Raw genomic sequence first — 15,569 nt, forward strand, 5'->3', positions numbered from 1 at the left:
TTATTATTTAGATTTATCTTTTTTATTAATAGTAAAATTATTATAGAATGTACACCTTAGAATTTGTCTGTTATAAAAATCTGTACCGTTTGCTCTTTGTTGTAACCAATTGAAATAACTCATTTCTAATCCAAACATTTTATTGAAATTGTAACGTACTGCAACTCCAACTCTATTTTGATCGAAAATATTGTTTTGTATATTTTTTCCTGCATTGATAAGAATTTCATCAAACACACTTAGTCGTAATTCTTTTTCTTCTTTTTTGAATGGAATATAGGTTAATGCAATTTGATATCTAAATCTAAATGTGTGCTTGTAACCGGATTCTAATGCTGTATATTCTTTGTTTGTGTTATGAATAAATCTACTTTCTGCTCTGTATCTATGTTGTATTGAAAATTTATCACTTATTTTTTGTTGATTTGATATTTCTAATTGTGTTCGCCATTCTGGAGCTACTAAATTTGTGTTTGATAATTCATTATTACTGCTTGCCCAGAAATTTACGAACCCAAGTCCAATGTTCCAATTTTTCGGAAATTGTTTGTCTACAGAAATTCTATAAATAAATTGATGTTGCTTGATGTTTTTAGTCATAAAAAACCTTTCTTCTGTTTCTGCTTTCAATAAGAACTTTTTTGGTAGTTGTATTTGTGCATTGTATCTAAGCCAGACCAAACTCTGGTTGGTTTTATTTTTTGCAAACATATTCGTATTTAATTGTAAGAATATGATTGTAACTAAAATTATTTTGCTCTTTGCCATGTTACAAAACTACATAATCTATTGTGTATATAGACTATGTAGTAATATTATTAATATTAATTTAAAATTGAAATTATTTATTATTAAATAAAATAGTATTTGTTTATTCTTTTTTGAATTTTAGAATGTCTTCTTTTATTTGGTAGTTCCAAATTGTATTGCCATTATTATCTTTAATTTCTAATGTACACGTTCTATAGTTGTGTATGCCAGCAATTGATATTTTAGCATAATTATAATCTGAATAATATGAGTTTGCATAGTTTGGATTTATTGCTTCTTCTGCTTTGCTTTTCTTGACTGGATACATACTTAATGGTGATATTGTAAAATCATATAATGGATACAAATCAGCATATGATTTTTTATTTAATTCTGAAAAATGTCTATCGCCACTTAGAAATAAAATGCCTTCAATTTTATTGTCTTTAATAAATTGCAATAGTTCTTCGTATTCTTTTTTAGCTTGATAAAAACTTTCCTTTTCTTGGTATGGATTGATAGCTTGCATGCCAAGCCCAATAATTTTGAATGTTGCATCTGATTGTTGAAGCATTGTTTTTAACCATTGGAGTTGTTGTTTGCCTAAGATGCTAGAGTTATCTTCTGTTTTGTAAAATCTATTATCTAACATAAAAATTGCACATCACTTTTTTTAAATGTGTAATAGTTAAAAGAATCATTTTCAGGATTGCACCAAAATTGTTTAAACACATTTAATGATGAATTTTTGTTTTTAAAATCTGATCCACTGTTGTTTGAACCATAATCATGATCGTCCCAAATAGAATATTGTTGTTTGGAACTTATGAAATGATTTAGCTGTTCGTTATGTCTTACATTTATATTTCTTTTTAATTGCTTTTTGTATGATTTATATTCAAAGATATAATATACATTATCACCTAACCAAAGCATCAGATTTGCTGTGTCTTTCGCCATGGCATCAAAAATCTTTAGATTATTGAATGGTTTTACTAATTTATTTATTCCTGTTCCAATAAATGCACATGAGCCAGCTAGAAATGAAATATCTTCAAGTGTATTGTCATCTGTCTTACCTTGAAGTAAATATGTGTAATTTATTTTATCTAATGAATAATAAAAGTTGTAATTTGTATTTTTGGATAAGTTCTCAAAAATTATATTGACAGGAAAGAAATTTTTGTAGCTAGTACTCTTATCAAAGTACATAGTTTTTGATTGAATGAATTGGTTGTTGCTATCAGTTATTTTTATAGATACACTGTCTATGTTTTTAAACATACACCACATATGTATTGTGTTTGTATCTGTATGTGCAATAAATCCATTAGAAATTAATTTTTGTGCTTCAACATAATTTGATGCCAATAAAAGCAACAGAAAAATTAATCTACAATGCATCTATATTTTTATTTCTCTGATGTATGTATCAAGGTCTTTGTCGCCTCTTCCAGAAAGATTTAATACAACAGTATCGTTTTGTGTTGCACCAATTCTATCTAAAACGGCAATGGCATGTGCACTTTCTAAAGCTGGAATAATGCCTTCTAATCTTGTTAATAATAAAACTGCATCTAATGCTTCTTGGTCTGTAGCTGATAGAAATTTTGCTCTACCAATATCAAATAAATGTGCATGTATTGGTCCAATTCCTGGATAGTCTAAGCCAGCAGAAATTGAATGTGGTTCTACAACTTGTCCATCTTCTGTTTGCATAAATAATGTTTTGCTACTGTGTAAAACACCAGGTTTCCCAAGCACTGTAGTTGCTGCGCTTTTTCCAGAATTTATTCCTTCGCCAGCTGCTTCAACAGCAATAAGTTGTACCTCTTTATGATCTAAAAAATGATAGAAAGCACCAGCTGCATTGCTACCACCACCAACACAAGCAACCACAAAATCTGGATTTTCTTTTCCTGTTTTTTCTATTAGTTGTGCTTTCATTTCTTCAGAAATAACACTTTGAAATCTTGCTACCATATCAGGAAATGGATGTGGACCAACAACACTACCAATGATATAATGCGTATCTGTTGGATTTGCAATCCAATCGCGCATAGCTTCGTTTGTAGCATCTTTCAATGTTTTACTTCCACTAGTTGCTGGTCTTACCTCTGCACCAAGCATTTGCATACGTTTTACATTTGGCGCTTGTCTTGCAATATCTACTTCGCCCATGTATACTACGCAAGGTAAATTCATTAACGCACATACTGTTGCTGTTGCAACGCCATGTTGTCCTGCACCAGTTTCTGCAATAATTCTCTTTTTGCCCAATTTTTTAGCTAATAGAATCTGACCTATGGTATTATTTATTTTATGTGCACCTGTGTGACATAAATCTTCTCTTTTTAAATATATATTAGTATTGAATTTTTCACTTAGTCTTTTTGCAAAATAAAGTGGTGTAGGTCTTCCAACATAATCTTTGAGTAATGATTTGAATTCTTTCTGAAATTCATCAGCATAAATAATTTTCAAATAATTGTTTTGCAATTCTTCAATGTTTTTGTGTAACATTTCTGGTATATACGCACCACCAAATTTTCCGTAGTATCCAAATTTATCTGGTTGGTATACTGTTGTTATTGTATTCATATTTATTATATATTTGATAAATTTTTTGTATATTGTTTTGTCTACGTAACAAATTAATTACTTTTTTGAAAAAAAGCATTATCATATTCATCAAATAATGATTAAATAAAATTAATAGATTTCTAGAGAATCTTTGTGGTCTTGTGATGTATATAAGTAAAAAGCTTTTACAAAGTCTCCAATTTTATGTATTGATTCATTTGCTTCAGGCATTAATCCACCTAAATATTGAAAAACATGCATTTGATTTTTAAAGATTTCGAACTCAACTTTTACACCTGCATTATTCATTTTTTTGCTAATCGAGTAGAATCATCTAATAGTACTTCGTTTCCACCAACATGTATGAGTGTTGTTGGGAAATTTTGGAAATCGCAAAGCAGTGGAGAAATTAATGGATCTGATGGATTTGAATCTTGTACATATTTTTTAGCAAAGAAATTTAATAGGTGTGGAGCAATCAATGGGTCTTTGTCTGCTTTTTTTTGAATACTATCACCACTCATTGTTAAGTCTGTCCATGGAGAAAGTAGAACTAATGCAGCAGGCATTGGTAGATTAAGCATTTTTATTTTTTGTGTTAATGCTAATGCTAGTCCACCACCAGCAGAATCGCCACTTAGAATAATATTTTCATATCCATCTTTTAGCATTTGTTGGTACACATCTAGCACATCATTAAGTGCAGCTGGGTAAGGATGTTCTGGTGCTTTTCTATAATTTGGTGCTAAAACTTTATAGCCAGTTGCTCTTGCAATTCTTCCAATTAATGCTTTGTGTGTATTGTATGAACCTGCACAATAGCCACCACCATGTATGTATAATAATACTCTTGATTTTCCGTAACCATTGGGTGTGAACCACGCAGCTGGTAGATTTGCATATTCGGTGTGCTCAATTTTTACAAATCTCGGAAATTTGATGATGTTTGCTAATCTTTCGAAGTTTTTTCTATGTGTTGTTGTTTCTGTTTTTTGAATAAACAAACCATTCCTAGCTATATTTACGATAGATTGTACTGTTAAACTTTGCAGACTTTGCATCAGTAGATAAATTGATTAACATTAAATTGATAATTATAAGTTTATTATAAACTTATTTCTATTCTTTTCTTTAGTTCTTCAACTGCTTCTTTAAATTCCTCATCAGTATCGATTTGGTTTCTTACTGCTTGGCAAGAGTGAATAACAGTGCTATGGTCTCTACCACCAAATTGTTGTCCTATACTTTTTAATGATGCTTTTGTAAATTCTTTAGCAAAAAACATAGATAATTGTCTTGCTTGTACATATTGACGTTTTCTAGTAGGTTCTTTAAGTTTTTCTACTGGTACTTCAAAATAATCGCAAACAGTTTTTTGTATCATGTCTAATGAAATTTCTTTAGTTGCATGTTTTACAAAATTCATTACTGTGCGTTTAGCTAAGTCTATATTTATTTCTTGTTTGTTTAATGTTGCTTGTGCTAGTATGGTAGTTAATGCACCTTCCAGTTCTCTGATATTTGATTTGATATTTGTTGCAATAAATCTAATTACATCATCATTCATTTCAATACCATCTGCATGGATTTTTTTCTTTAAGATTGAAATTCTTGTTTCAAAATCTGGTGTTTGTAAGTCTGTTGTTAAACCCCATTTGAATCTTGAAAGCAACCTTTCTTCCATGCCTTCTAAATCTTTTGGAGCTTTGTCTGATGTAAGTATAAGTTGTTTGCCACTTTGGTGTAAGTGATTGAAAATATGGAAAAAGATATCTTGAGTTTTTGCCTTATTTCCAAAGAATTGAATGTCATCAATAATTAATACATCTATTTGTTGATAGAAATGTATAAAATCATTTGTGCTGTTGTCTTTTAAAGCACTTAAAAATTGGCTAGTAAATTTTTCTGAACCTACATACAATACGGTTTTGCCTGGTGTATGTGTTTTTATATAATTTCCTATTGCTTGAGCTAAGTGAGTTTTTCCAAGACCAACTCCACCATGAATTACTAATGGATTAAATGCTGTGCCACCTGGAGATTTTGCAACTGCTTTTCCTGCGTTTCTTGCAAATTTATTACAGTCACCTTCAATATAAGTTTCAAAAGAATAGTTTGTATTTAATTGTGAGTCTACGTGTATTTTTTTAAGACCTGGAATTACAAATGGATTTTTTACCATTGGAGTAGAAAGCATAGTTGGTAATGAAACTTCATTTACACCATAGATTCCTTCTCTGTTATTTGGTAAGTCTATTGTTTTAGGATTGTCGTTGTTAGCATTTTTAGATTCCATTAAAACTCTATACTCTAACTGTGCGTTTTCACCTAATTCTCTTTTTATTGTTTTTCTGAGTAATGATACATAATGCTCTTCAATCCATTCATAAAAAAATTGACTTGGTACTTGAATTGTTAAAACATCATTTTCAATCTTAATTGGTTTAATAGGCTCAAACCAAGTTTTAAAACTTTGTTGATTTATGTTGTCTTTAATAATCTTGAGGCAATTCTCCCACACAAGTTCATGCTTGCTATTCATATTTTGCAAAAGTTTTTAAGATTTGTTGATAATTATTTTGCTAATATGGAAAACTTTTTTGTAAAAAAAAAATTATTTCTAGCTTGCATTTCTGCCAATAATTACAATATGACTTTTAGAACTTATTTTTTTTGTTTTTTTCTCAAATTTAATATCAATTTTTCCTAAGTATAGTCCAGCCCAACCAACTTGATTGATTAAAACATCTTTTTGCGTTTTGTTTTTTATTGTTTTTGCTTCATCCAAAAAAGTGTGTGAGTGTCCACCAATGATGATGTCAATGTTTTCAGTTTGTTGCGCTAATTTTATATCAGAAATTTTTTCGTTCTTATATTCATAACCTAAGTGAGATAATACAATGATTAAGTCACATTTTTTATTGTTTTTTAATATGTCTACTTCATGTTGTACTGCCAGAACAGGATCGTTATATACAACACCTTCACATAGTTTTTCTGGTACTAAGCCATTGAGTTCTACACCACAACCAGTGATGCCAATTTTTAATTTTCCTTTATGTATGATAATGTGTTTGTGTACTACATTATTTAAAATAGATTTTGAGAAATCATAATTGCAATTTACAAACGGAAAGTTTGCTTTTTTTATTTGTTGTTTTAGATTTTCTATTCCACCATCAAAATCATGATTGCCTATAGTTGCACAATCGTAGCCCATAGCATTCATTAATTCTATTTCAACACTTCCATTGAAGAAATTAAAATATGGTGTACCTTGAAATATATCACCAGCATCTAATAATAATGTGTTTTTTGCTGTTGTTCTTATTTGATTTATATATGTTGAGCGCATTGCAGCACCACCCATTCCTGGATATTTTTTATCTGTTTCTGGAAATGGCTCTATTCTGCTGTGTACATCATTGGTATGTAGAATAGATATTTCTTCTTTAAAATTTTCTTTTGCCATCAATGATGAATTACTAAGTTGTAACCAAGCAATTGTAGCCAAAGAATGTTTTAAAAATTGTCTTCTATTTTGCATACAAAATTCTGTTTTCGTTATTTGCTTTTATATTTTTATTTAGATTCTTCAAGTGCTCAATAATGGCATCTCTAAATAATATTCCTGCATTGTTGTATGGTATAGTTTTTAGCATGCTCATGCCATCGCCACCATTTGCTATATAATCAATGATTGCAACATTATATATTTTGTTTGCATCTAAATTTTTGTTGTTGATTATAATATCTTGTGCTTTGTTTTCTTTGCATGTAAATGTAATGTGACTTACTGGCCATCCACCTTTGTAACAAACAGAATCTAACATAGATTGAATTTGATATGCATCTAATTTCATATAGCCAATGTAGTTGTCAAAAGGCATTACATTGTAAATGTCTGAAATTGTAATATTACCTTTTGATAATGATGGTACTCTAATTCCACCATAGTTTAGTATAGAAAAATCGATTAATTGATTACTGTTTTTTATAGTTGATTCTTGCAAAATATCAGCCATAAAATTTCCTAAGGTAGAGTTTGGTTGTTGTTTAAGAAAATCATCGTCTAATACAGCAATGTTTTTAAACATTATTTTGTCAAGTGTGTCTTTATATTGTTTGTATATGTTGTAAATATTGCTATCGACATCAATATTTTTAATATTTATTTTTGAATTTGTACTTTGCGCAATTTGTAATTGTTTGCATGAAATTGAAACAACTAATAAAATAAATATGCTAAAATATTTAAAATAATTTTTTGACATCTTCTTTAAGAAAGTTAATTGCAATTTGTGCTGGATTTGCTTTGTTTGTTTCTGAAAAATAATCAAAAATTGCTTTTACTAATAATGAACTTCTTTCGTCGCTTGGTAGTTGCAATGCAATAGAATTAAATTGCTTTATTGTTTCTTCTTTGGCTGTGTTTAGCAAAGTCCAAGCTTCGTTGCTAAGATACATTTGTTGTGATAAGTTATATTCAAATTCAGTACGAATGGTTTGATTAATTAATAAATTAAATTCTATTACACTCATATTGCCATCTCTTAATCTTTGTACTAAATGAAATGGTTGTATTCTTTCTAGAAATAGAATAGCACGTTCGTATGCTTGTAATCTTAATGGAAGTGTAATTTTTCTATTTTCTAGTATTGTAAGTTTTTTTAATTCAAAGTTTTTCTGTTCATTGTCTTTATCAAAGAATGACTGAATGATAAAGTACACACCAAACAACATAATAGTTGATGGTAATGTATATTTTAAGATTTCTAAAAATGTTGTGAATGCCATGTAATATATTTTTACAAAAATAACATTTATAATCATGATAAAGAATACTATGTTCTTTCTCTTTAATTCATTTAACGTATATTTGCATTGATTTAAACAATATCGTTAATTTTTTGTTTTTACTACAATGCAAACAATAACAGAAACACAAATTCCTGTAAATATTACAGCAGCAGCAATGCAAGAAATACATCAATTATATTTAAAAGAAAATAATAAAGAGAATATAGGATTGAGAATTGGTGTAGAAGGTGGTGGCTGTGCTGGTTTTTCTTATGTATTAAAGTTTGATACAAAGACAGAACATGACCAAGTTTATTTTCTAGATGATATAGAAATATTCATTAACAAAACAGAGCAAATATATCTATTTGGTACTACAATAGACTTTAAAACTGGTTTAGAAAACAGAGGATTTGTATATGAGAATCCAAACGCAAAGAGTACATGTGGTTGTGGAACGTCTTTTTCTGCGTAATAATCAATGTTTACTGGTGTTTTTGCCAAAAATTATTCACAAATACTATTATTTATTAACATTTTGGTAAATTAGCATTGTAGAATATGCATATACATTTATATTTGTCACGAATAAAATTAGTCAAACAATTAAATAAAAATTGAAATGAACAAAGGAGATTTAGTAAAAGTTATCGCTGAAGCTGCAGGCGTAACAAATGCAAAAGCAACAGATGCTTTAAATGCAATTTTAGACAGCGTAGGAAAAACATTAAAGAAAGGTGATAAAGTTACTTTAGTTGGCTTTGGTACTTTCTCTACAAGCAAAAGAGCTAAGAGAGCAGGTAGAAACCCAGCTACTGGTGAAAAAATCACTATTCCTGCTAAAACTTTAGTAAAATTTAAAGCTGGTAAAGAATTATCTGATTCTGTAAATAAAGTAAAAAAATAATTTACAATTATCAGAAAACTAGAAATGGCTACTCAATTGAGTAGCCATTTTTTATATAATGCATATCGCATATTATTTTCTGTTTTTTGTATTATTATTTTATTTTAAAACATCACCCAATGCTTGTATAAATTCTTCATCATTAACAGAAGTTCTTGGACTGATAACACAATTTACAAAACCATTTTTATCGATAATAAATTTTTGATAATTCCATTTAATTGGAGCATCTACAACGCCATTTTTACTTTTATCTGTTAAAAAACTATAGATAGGTGCAATGTTATCACCTTTTACAGCAATTTTTTCAAACATCAAAAATGTAACACCATAATTTTTAGAACAAAATGCCTTTATTTCATCATTTGCTAATGGCTCTTGCGATAGAAAATCATTGGATGGAAAACCAAGTACAACAACACCTTTGTCTTTGTATTTTTGATGCAGTTGTTCCAACTCTCCAAGTTGTTCAACTAATCCACACTTGCTTGCAGTATTTACAATTATCAAAACTTTTCCTTTAAATGTAGAGAAATTAACTACATTGCCATCAATATCTTTTGCAGCATAGCTATAAATAGATTTTGCATTTTCTGAATTTAGTTGATAGTTTTTTGCATTGCTTTGTTGGCAAAATGGAGCAATAGCAAATGTTATTACTATAATGCTTATTAGATATAATTTTTTCATACTTAAAGTTAATAAATTATTTGAATTTAATAAAAAAACAAATTTTCTATTATTTGTGTTGTTTAGGTGCACAAATAGTGTATAATTTGTGAATATAGTATGAATATTATAACTTTGTGCCATGACAAAGAGAAAACGGAATAACTTTGACGATAACTTGGAGCTTATGGAGCAAAATTATTTAGATGTAAAGAAGTTTAAGATACTTGTCATTGATAAAGATAAAGAAAGTGTAGCGCACAATATTGCAAGATTTAAAAATTCTGAATACAAATTTATTGAGTGTTATAAATCAAAAGATATATACAATGCCTTGAAAAAAGAACAATTTGATTTGGTATTGTTAGAAGTTGATTTGCCAGATTTAGATGGTGTTGAATTATGCTACGAACTTAAAAATGATGTATTGTACAAAAAAATACCAATTGTTTTTTTAGCAGAACGCCACGATGACTATACACAAATTGCAGCATACGATGCAGGTTGCGATGATTTTATTGCAAAATCTTCAAAGTCTAGATTGTTGGTAGCAAAAGTAAAAGTAATATTGAATAGAATTTATGAGTATCGTGATGATAAACAAATATCAATAAAAAAATATGGAAATCTTGAAATAGATGAAGACCAAGTAATGGTATACAAAAAAGGTGTTCCACTAAAATTATCAAAAAAAGAATTCCAGCTTATTTTATTATTGACATCAAAACCAGGAAAAGTATTTAGAAGAACATTTATACTTACAAAAGTTTGGGGCGAAGATATTATTGTTGGAGATAGAAATATTGATACACATATCAAAAAATTAAGAAAGAAAATAGGCAAAGATCATATACAAACTGTACGTGGTATTGGCTATAAATTTCAAGTCTAAGAATTAAAATTTATCGATTTGCATTTAATTGTTAAAATGCTTTTGTTTGAAAATTATCTAACAAAAGCGAAAAAGTAAATAACAAATTGGAAAAGTTATCTAACAAAAGCAAAAAAGCATTTGCTTTTTAAAAGCTTTAAATTCCTTGAGTAATTTGCTTTATAATATTTTTTCCAGTAATGGCTGATGCTGTTACAACACCACTCATCAATGCGCCACCAATACCTACTGTAATGATATCTTGTCCAGTAAGGTATAAGTTTTTAATATCAGTTTTTGGTTGCAAATAGTCAGCATCAAATCTTTCAGGATGATGGTCTAAACCATAGATTTCGCCTCTGTTGTAGTTGCAAAATTTCTTGGTAGATAGTGGCGTAGATAACTCGTACATGTCAATTTTTCCTTGTACCTGTGGTTCTACTTTGTACAAATGTGCCAATAGTCTTTGCGCTATTTTTTCTTTAAATGCTTCGTAGTCTTCACCACGTTTTTTCCATTTTGTATCTTCCCATTCTTTAAACCAATCATAGTTTGCCACAGAAATAATTTCTATGGTTGCTCTATTGGGATATTTTTCATTAAATACTGGATTTTTGCTGATGGAAACGATATATACACAACTGGAAATTCTTCATTTGGGTTTTGTAAAAACTTTTCAATTGCTGCATCATGGTTATTTCCATTTGGGTATATCCAATAGTTGGCTTTTGGTAAGTTTAGTTCTTCTGCTGTGTGTTGCAAACCAATGTATAAACTAAAATGTCCATAAGATGCTGGTAGTTCTTGTACTTTTTTAAGATAAGAAATGTATTTTTTATTTTGGTCACTTAGTAGATTGCTAAATGTAATATGCGCGCCAGCACCACTTACAACACAGTCTGCCAATATTTTTTTATTATCCGCCATTAACACGCCAATAGCTTTTCCATCTTCTATTAAAATTTCTTTTACCGCAGCACTAATTATTGTTTTTCCACCACTTTTTATGATGCTTGGTGCAATGGTATTGAAAATTTCTTCTGAACCACCAATAGGGTAGAAGCCACCATTCATATAATGCAAAGCCACAGCAAAGATGAATAACAAAACTACTTTTTGATGGCGGTAGCCATAATCGCCAAATTGTGCTGATAATACTGCCTTCAATTCTTCATTATCTGATATTTCATCTAAAGTTTGTTTGGTTGTTTTTTTATAGAATTTTTCATACGGTTTGTTGAGAAATGGTGTTGCAAAAAATTGAACAAATTTTGGCAATGCTTTTTGCATAAAATAGCCTTTGCTGGTTTTATTTACTGCAAATAATAATTCAACATATTTATCAATTGCTTTTGCATCTGCTTCTGTAGGAAAATACAATTTCATCTGTGCTTTCCAATTGCTCAATCCTTTTTTGTACTCAAATAGTTTATTGTTTAAAATCACATTGTCGTAGACATCGCCCATGTCATGCCATTTTAAATTTTTATCAGTAATATGTTCAAAAACAATTCTTAAAATTGAGCCTTTTCTGTCCATATCACCAACATAATGTAAGCCAACATCCCATTCGTAATCATTCCTTTTAAAAACATGTGTATAGCCACCTGGTGTATAATGTTTTTCGCATACTAAAACTTTTTTGCCTTGTCTGGCAAGTAATGATGCAGTTGTGAGCGAACCTAAGCCTGAACCAATACAAATTACATCATATTTTTCATCAAGTTTTGGTCTTTGTTTATACGATTCAAATAAATGTTCTGATGATTCTTTATTCATGAATTCTATTTTTAAAATCTTCTATAATTTGTTGTCTTACTGATTCTGGTAGCTTATCTAATAGTTTTATTATTCTATTGAGTTCTGATTTTGATAGATGAACAAATACAGCAAGAATTACTTCTTGTTTGTCGTTGCTATATGCAGTTTTAATAATTTCTAATGTTCTATTGTCATTAAATTGTTCTATTATTTTTGCAATGTGCGCTTTGTTCTCAACAAACTCAGCAATTAATATTAAATCTAATTCATTGTAAATTACTTCAGATAGTGTAATGATTCTTTGTATTGGTAAAGCATTTACAAAATTAGAGGCTACAAAATATTTTTTTTGTTCTACCAAACTTATAGTTACTTTTTTCAAAATGTCTATCGGAATATTATCTATTAGTTTTACACTTTTTTCAGGAATCATATATCCAGCTACTTCCGAAAGAAATGTGGTAGAAAGATTTTTAAGAATAGCAACAGCATCTTTAATTGGTACATGGTTGGCTAAGTTTTAGCAATCATTGATCCAAGAATAGTTTCTGCAACTTTTGCATTCAAAAATTTGGCATAAAAGAAGCTACCTTTCCAATTCTTGGCCAAATATCAACTTGTTCTAAGTCTATAATTTCTGAAATCCTAATTCTAAGATTTTTTAAATCTGTATCAGAAATTTGTTTTAGAAAAGTAAAATCATCTTGCTCATTTAATTGTAGTACTTGTCTTATTTTCTGATATTCAATTTTATTGGTTGGATGCATCCTAGAAATTTTAATATAAGCAATCTAACAAAATACAATTTATTATTAGAAAAATATCAATTATGTAACTAAAAAAAATTAACCATAAATAGTGATTTTTTGCTTTAGGTATTTAAATTAATTTATCATTAATATTAGAGTAATTTATAATATCTATTTTTGTGTACATTATGAGTACAAATAGTGAATTAAATAATAAAAAATCTCAGATTCAAAGAGATAGAGTGAATTTGCTAAGGAATTTAGAGCAACCAACTTTGTTGTTCTTGTGTAGAATTTTACCCAAGCAAATATCGCCAGATATGCTCACATTTATTGGGTTTTTGGGTACTTTAATGATATTTGCTGCTTTTTATTTTGCAAAAATTTGGGATAATAGAATTTATTTATTACTAGCAATCTTTGGCTTTGCACTCAATTGGTTCGGCGATTCATTAGATGGTAGAATTGCATACTATAGAAATATTCCAAGAAAATGGTATGGCTTTGCTTTAGATTGTGTTATGGATTTAATTTCTCTAATTTTTATGGGATTAGGATTTTTTATATACATCGAAGATGAGTATAAAATATTTGTATTCTTGTTTTGTTGCCAATATGCTTGGGCAATTTTATTAGCTCAATTAAAATACAAAATTACAGATAAATATTCGATAGATCCTGGTCCACTTGGTCCAACAGAAACCAGAATGATTTTGTGTTTGGTAATCTTATCAGAATATATTTTCGGTAATGTATTAATCTATTTTTCTATTGCAGTAAATATTTTAATGCTAATAATTAATCTGGTAGATACCTATAAAACTTTACAGTTTGGCGATGAAAGAGATAAGTTAGAAAAACTTCAAAAATCAACAGAAAAGTAATAATATGCAATTGGCAAAAGTATTTATTAAAGCACAATTATCAGCATTTCTTGGTGGTGCGTTTGATTATTGTGTAATGATATTTTGCACAGAGTATTTGCATATTCATTATACGCTTTCAATAGTTATTGGTGGAATTTTAGGTGCAGTTGTCAATTTTTCTATCAATAAATATTGGACATATAGTGATGATTCTAAAAATATACAAACACAATTATTCAAATTTTATTTAGTTGTTGCAGGAAGTATTATGCTCAAAACACTTGGTACCTACATTTTTACAGAAGCACTATATTTTGATTATAAAATAAGTAGAATAATTGTAGATTTATTTGTTTCCATTGGATTCAATTTTACCTTGCAAAAATTTTGGGTATTCAAACCTACTAGTAGACAAAATATAAAGTAATCCAACAATATTTGTTTATAGTGTAGTGTGTTTTTCTAATATACTAATGAAATCTTTTCTTTCAATATGCTTTGCACCCAAGCTTTCTAAATGTGGTGTGTATACTTGACAATCTATAATAGCAAAATTTTCTTCTTGTAGTTTTTTTACTAAACTTATAAAACCATATTTGCTGGCATTGCTTTTTGTATGAAACATAGATTCGCCAAAAAAACATTTGCCAATTTGCACACCATACAAGCCACCTACCAATTCATCTTTTTCCCAAACTTCAACAGATGTTGCAAAGCCTTTTTTGTGTAAGTTATAATACGCTTCTATCATGTCATCAGTTATCCAAGTGCCTTGTTCATCTTCCGTCTGATAATTTCTTTTTGCAGCTGCGCAAGCTTGCATTACTTGCACAAATACTTGATTGTAGGTAACATCAAAAGCATTTTTATTCAACAACTGTTGCATAGATTTTGATACTTTCAACTCAGTAGGAAAAAGCACAAAACGTGGATTTGGTGTCCACCAAATAATTGGCTCATCATCAGAATACCATGGGAATATTCCAGATTTATAAGCTAGCAATAATCTTTCTTCAGATAAATCGCCACCTACTGCGAGAATGCCTTCCTTTGTAGCGCTTTCTACATTTGGGAAATAAATTGCTTCATCTAAGATATAAATTGGCAAGGTTATGCGTTTGATTCGATTGTTGCTGTAATTCCTCTATCCAATAAAGCTTCTTTCATTGGAATAAGCTCTGTTTCTGTACCATGTTTAACAGCGTATTTCCCTTTAAAATGTATGAAATAAGCACATTGTTCAGCTTGTTCAGATGTATGTCTGCAAATATCTACTAATGATTCTATCACCCATTCAAAAGTATTTACATCATCATTGTGTACTACGAGTTGCCAACCTAAGTCTACTTCTGTTAGAATATCTACATCAAGTTCTGGATTTTCTTTTACTTCAGTTAGGTTTCGTATAGTATTGTACTTGCTCATCAGTACACAAAAATAATAAAAAAATATTTGGATAATCAAATAAATGTCTTAATTTTGCACACCGAAAATGGCGGGGTAGCTCAGGTGGTTAGAGCGCAGGATTCATAACCCTGAGGTCCGGGGTTCAATTCCCCGCTCCGCTACATAAACAGATAAAATGACTTGTATAACAATGATTTTTATCTGTT

General features: G+C 29.3%; 21 protein-coding genes, 1 tRNA gene and 1 pseudogene. 7 read left to right on the forward strand and 16 right to left on the reverse strand.

Annotated features, from left to right (window positions below; translation table 11 throughout):
* Nucleotides 1-3: 3 nt before the first annotated feature.
* The 10 genes from IPK18_12005 to IPK18_12050 form a co-directional block, all read right to left on the reverse strand.
* On the reverse strand, nt 4-768 hold the full coding sequence (locus IPK18_12005) for a DUF2490 domain-containing protein (GenBank protein ID QQR97559.1): 765 nt from the start codon (nt 766-768) through the stop codon (nt 4-6).
* A 103-nt stretch (nt 769-871) separates the two neighbouring features.
* Nucleotides 872-1,402, reverse strand: coding sequence for an alkaline phosphatase D family protein (locus IPK18_12010; GenBank protein ID QQR97560.1), 531 nt, complete (start codon nt 1,400-1,402; stop codon nt 872-874).
* Nucleotides 1,396-2,154, reverse strand: coding sequence for a hypothetical protein (locus IPK18_12015; protein ID QQR97561.1), 759 nt, complete (start codon nt 2,152-2,154; stop codon nt 1,396-1,398). Before IPK18_12015 ends, IPK18_12010 begins: the two co-directional genes overlap by 7 nt.
* Nucleotides 2,155-3,351, reverse strand: a complete 1,197-nt coding sequence (gene trpB, locus IPK18_12020; protein QQR97562.1) for a tryptophan synthase subunit beta — start codon at nt 3,349-3,351, stop codon at nt 2,155-2,157. It abuts the gene before it with no gap.
* Nucleotides 3,352-3,462: 111 nt separating this feature from the next.
* Nucleotides 3,463-3,642: a hypothetical protein gene (locus tag IPK18_12025; GenBank protein ID QQR97563.1), complete on the reverse strand. Its 180-nt coding sequence runs from the start codon at nt 3,640-3,642 to the stop codon at nt 3,463-3,465.
* Nucleotides 3,639-4,394 (reverse strand): alpha/beta hydrolase, encoded by a 756-nt coding sequence (locus IPK18_12030; GenBank protein QQR97564.1) that lies wholly within the window; start codon nt 4,392-4,394, stop codon nt 3,639-3,641. The genes IPK18_12025 and IPK18_12030 overlap by 4 nt, the downstream gene beginning before the upstream one ends.
* Nucleotides 4,395-4,438: 44 nt before the next feature.
* On the reverse strand, nt 4,439-5,875 hold the full coding sequence (gene dnaA, locus IPK18_12035; GenBank protein ID QQR97565.1) for a chromosomal replication initiator protein DnaA: 1,437 nt from the start codon (nt 5,873-5,875) through the stop codon (nt 4,439-4,441).
* 78 nt (nt 5,876-5,953) lie between these two features.
* Nucleotides 5,954-6,880 (reverse strand): metallophosphatase, encoded by a 927-nt coding sequence (locus IPK18_12040; GenBank protein ID QQR97566.1) that lies wholly within the window; start codon nt 6,878-6,880, stop codon nt 5,954-5,956.
* On the reverse strand, nt 6,870-7,607 hold the full coding sequence (locus tag IPK18_12045) for a 5'-nucleotidase C-terminal domain-containing protein (GenBank protein QQR97567.1): 738 nt from the start codon (nt 7,605-7,607) through the stop codon (nt 6,870-6,872). Before IPK18_12045 ends, IPK18_12040 begins: the two co-directional genes overlap by 11 nt.
* Nucleotides 7,588-8,130, reverse strand: coding sequence for a hypothetical protein (locus IPK18_12050; protein ID QQR97568.1), 543 nt, complete (start codon nt 8,128-8,130; stop codon nt 7,588-7,590). The genes IPK18_12045 and IPK18_12050 overlap by 20 nt, the downstream gene beginning before the upstream one ends.
* Before the next feature lie 127 nt (nt 8,131-8,257).
* On the opposite strand from IPK18_12050, the gene IPK18_12055 reads away from it, so the two are divergent.
* Nucleotides 8,258-8,608 carry an iron-sulfur cluster assembly accessory protein gene (locus IPK18_12055; protein QQR97569.1) on the forward strand — a complete coding sequence of 117 codons (351 nt, stop codon included), beginning with the start codon at nt 8,258-8,260 and terminating at the stop codon, nt 8,606-8,608.
* 147 nt (nt 8,609-8,755) lie between these two features.
* Nucleotides 8,756-9,040, forward strand: coding sequence for an HU family DNA-binding protein (locus tag IPK18_12060; GenBank protein QQR97570.1), 285 nt, complete (start codon nt 8,756-8,758; stop codon nt 9,038-9,040).
* A 99-nt stretch (nt 9,041-9,139) separates the two neighbouring features.
* Here IPK18_12060 and IPK18_12065 read toward each other — a convergent pair whose 3' ends face one another.
* Nucleotides 9,140-9,730, reverse strand: coding sequence for a glutathione peroxidase (locus IPK18_12065; GenBank protein QQR97571.1), 591 nt, complete (start codon nt 9,728-9,730; stop codon nt 9,140-9,142).
* A 121-nt stretch (nt 9,731-9,851) separates the two neighbouring features.
* Here IPK18_12065 and IPK18_12070 point away from each other — a divergent pair, with 121 nt between their 5' ends.
* Nucleotides 9,852-10,601, forward strand: coding sequence for a response regulator transcription factor (locus tag IPK18_12070; protein ID QQR97572.1), 750 nt, complete (start codon nt 9,852-9,854; stop codon nt 10,599-10,601).
* A gap of 136 nt (nt 10,602-10,737) precedes the next feature.
* Here the strand turns inward: IPK18_12070 and IPK18_12075 are convergent.
* Nucleotides 10,738-12,359, reverse strand: a pseudogene (locus tag IPK18_12075) (NAD(P)/FAD-dependent oxidoreductase).
* Nucleotides 12,352-12,723: a hypothetical protein gene (locus IPK18_12080; protein ID QQR97573.1), complete on the reverse strand. Its 372-nt coding sequence runs from the start codon at nt 12,721-12,723 to the stop codon at nt 12,352-12,354. Before IPK18_12080 ends, IPK18_12075 begins: the two are co-directional and overlap by 8 nt.
* A 1-nt stretch (nt 12,724) precedes the next feature.
* On the opposite strand from IPK18_12080, the gene IPK18_12085 reads away from it, so the two are divergent.
* Nucleotides 12,725-12,865 (forward strand): hypothetical protein, encoded by a 141-nt coding sequence (locus tag IPK18_12085; GenBank protein ID QQR97574.1) that lies wholly within the window; start codon nt 12,725-12,727, stop codon nt 12,863-12,865.
* A gap of 39 nt (nt 12,866-12,904) precedes the next feature.
* Here IPK18_12085 and IPK18_12090 read toward each other — a convergent pair whose 3' ends face one another.
* A complete protein-coding gene (locus IPK18_12090) occupies nt 12,905-13,108 on the reverse strand; it encodes a hypothetical protein (GenBank protein QQR97575.1) in 204 nt (67 codons plus the stop codon).
* A gap of 170 nt (nt 13,109-13,278) precedes the next feature.
* On the opposite strand from IPK18_12090, the gene IPK18_12095 reads away from it, so the two are divergent.
* Together IPK18_12095 and IPK18_12100 are read left to right on the forward strand one after the other, a co-directional pair.
* Nucleotides 13,279-13,974, forward strand: a complete 696-nt coding sequence (locus IPK18_12095; protein QQR97576.1) for a CDP-alcohol phosphatidyltransferase family protein — start codon at nt 13,279-13,281, stop codon at nt 13,972-13,974.
* A gap of 4 nt (nt 13,975-13,978) precedes the next feature.
* Nucleotides 13,979-14,383, forward strand: coding sequence for a GtrA family protein (locus IPK18_12100; GenBank protein ID QQR97577.1), 405 nt, complete (start codon nt 13,979-13,981; stop codon nt 14,381-14,383).
* Nucleotides 14,384-14,398: 15 nt separating this feature from the next.
* On the opposite strand, the gene IPK18_12105 is transcribed toward IPK18_12100, so the two are convergent.
* Together IPK18_12105 and IPK18_12110 are read right to left on the reverse strand one after the other, a co-directional pair.
* A complete protein-coding gene (locus IPK18_12105; GenBank protein ID QQR97578.1) occupies nt 14,399-15,064 on the reverse strand; it encodes a leucyl/phenylalanyl-tRNA--protein transferase in 666 nt (221 codons plus the stop codon).
* Between the two features lie 2 nt (nt 15,065-15,066).
* A complete protein-coding gene (locus tag IPK18_12110) occupies nt 15,067-15,381 on the reverse strand; it encodes an ATP-dependent Clp protease adaptor ClpS (GenBank protein QQR97579.1) in 315 nt (104 codons plus the stop codon).
* A gap of 69 nt (nt 15,382-15,450) precedes the next feature.
* On the opposite strand from IPK18_12110, the gene IPK18_12115 reads away from it, so the two are divergent.
* Nucleotides 15,451-15,524 (forward strand) — tRNA-Met (locus tag IPK18_12115).
* Nucleotides 15,525-15,569: the final 45 nt, after the last annotated feature.

The organism is Sphingobacteriales bacterium (assembly GCA_016699615.1).
In the GTDB taxonomy this organism is placed as follows: domain Bacteria; phylum Bacteroidota; class Bacteroidia; order Chitinophagales; family JADIYW01; genus JADJSS01.

Coding starts and splice junctions, on each gene's coding strand:
- IPK18_12005 (QQR97559.1), bottom strand. CDS start 768: ATGGCAAAGAGCAAAATAATTTTAGTTACAATCATATTCTTACAATTA.
- IPK18_12110 (QQR97579.1), bottom strand. CDS start 15,381: ATGAGCAAGTACAATACTATACGAAACCTAACTGAAGTAAAAGAAAAT.
- IPK18_12030 (QQR97564.1), bottom strand. CDS start 4,394: ATGCAAAGTCTGCAAAGTTTAACAGTACAATCTATCGTAAATATAGCT.
- IPK18_12095 (QQR97576.1), top strand. CDS start 13,279: ATGAGTACAAATAGTGAATTAAATAATAAAAAATCTCAGATTCAAAGA.
- IPK18_12010 (QQR97560.1), bottom strand. CDS start 1,402: ATGTTAGATAATAGATTTTACAAAACAGAAGATAACTCTAGCATCTTA.
- IPK18_12070 (QQR97572.1), top strand. CDS start 9,852: ATGACAAAGAGAAAACGGAATAACTTTGACGATAACTTGGAGCTTATG.
- IPK18_12090 (QQR97575.1), bottom strand. CDS start 13,108: ATGCATCCAACCAATAAAATTGAATATCAGAAAATAAGACAAGTACTA.
- IPK18_12045 (QQR97567.1), bottom strand. CDS start 7,607: ATGTCAAAAAATTATTTTAAATATTTTAGCATATTTATTTTATTAGTT.
- dnaA (QQR97565.1), bottom strand. CDS start 5,875: ATGAATAGCAAGCATGAACTTGTGTGGGAGAATTGCCTCAAGATTATT.
- IPK18_12100 (QQR97577.1), top strand. CDS start 13,979: ATGCAATTGGCAAAAGTATTTATTAAAGCACAATTATCAGCATTTCTT.
- IPK18_12065 (QQR97571.1), bottom strand. CDS start 9,730: ATGAAAAAATTATATCTAATAAGCATTATAGTAATAACATTTGCTATT.
- IPK18_12025 (QQR97563.1), bottom strand. CDS start 3,642: ATGAATAATGCAGGTGTAAAAGTTGAGTTCGAAATCTTTAAAAATCAA.
- trpB (QQR97562.1), bottom strand. CDS start 3,351: ATGAATACAATAACAACAGTATACCAACCAGATAAATTTGGATACTAC.
- IPK18_12050 (QQR97568.1), bottom strand. CDS start 8,130: ATGGCATTCACAACATTTTTAGAAATCTTAAAATATACATTACCATCA.
- IPK18_12040 (QQR97566.1), bottom strand. CDS start 6,880: ATGCAAAATAGAAGACAATTTTTAAAACATTCTTTGGCTACAATTGCT.
- IPK18_12085 (QQR97574.1), top strand. CDS start 12,725: ATGTCTATCGGAATATTATCTATTAGTTTTACACTTTTTTCAGGAATC.
- IPK18_12055 (QQR97569.1), top strand. CDS start 8,258: ATGCAAACAATAACAGAAACACAAATTCCTGTAAATATTACAGCAGCA.
- IPK18_12015 (QQR97561.1), bottom strand. CDS start 2,154: ATGCATTGTAGATTAATTTTTCTGTTGCTTTTATTGGCATCAAATTAT.
- IPK18_12060 (QQR97570.1), top strand. CDS start 8,756: ATGAACAAAGGAGATTTAGTAAAAGTTATCGCTGAAGCTGCAGGCGTA.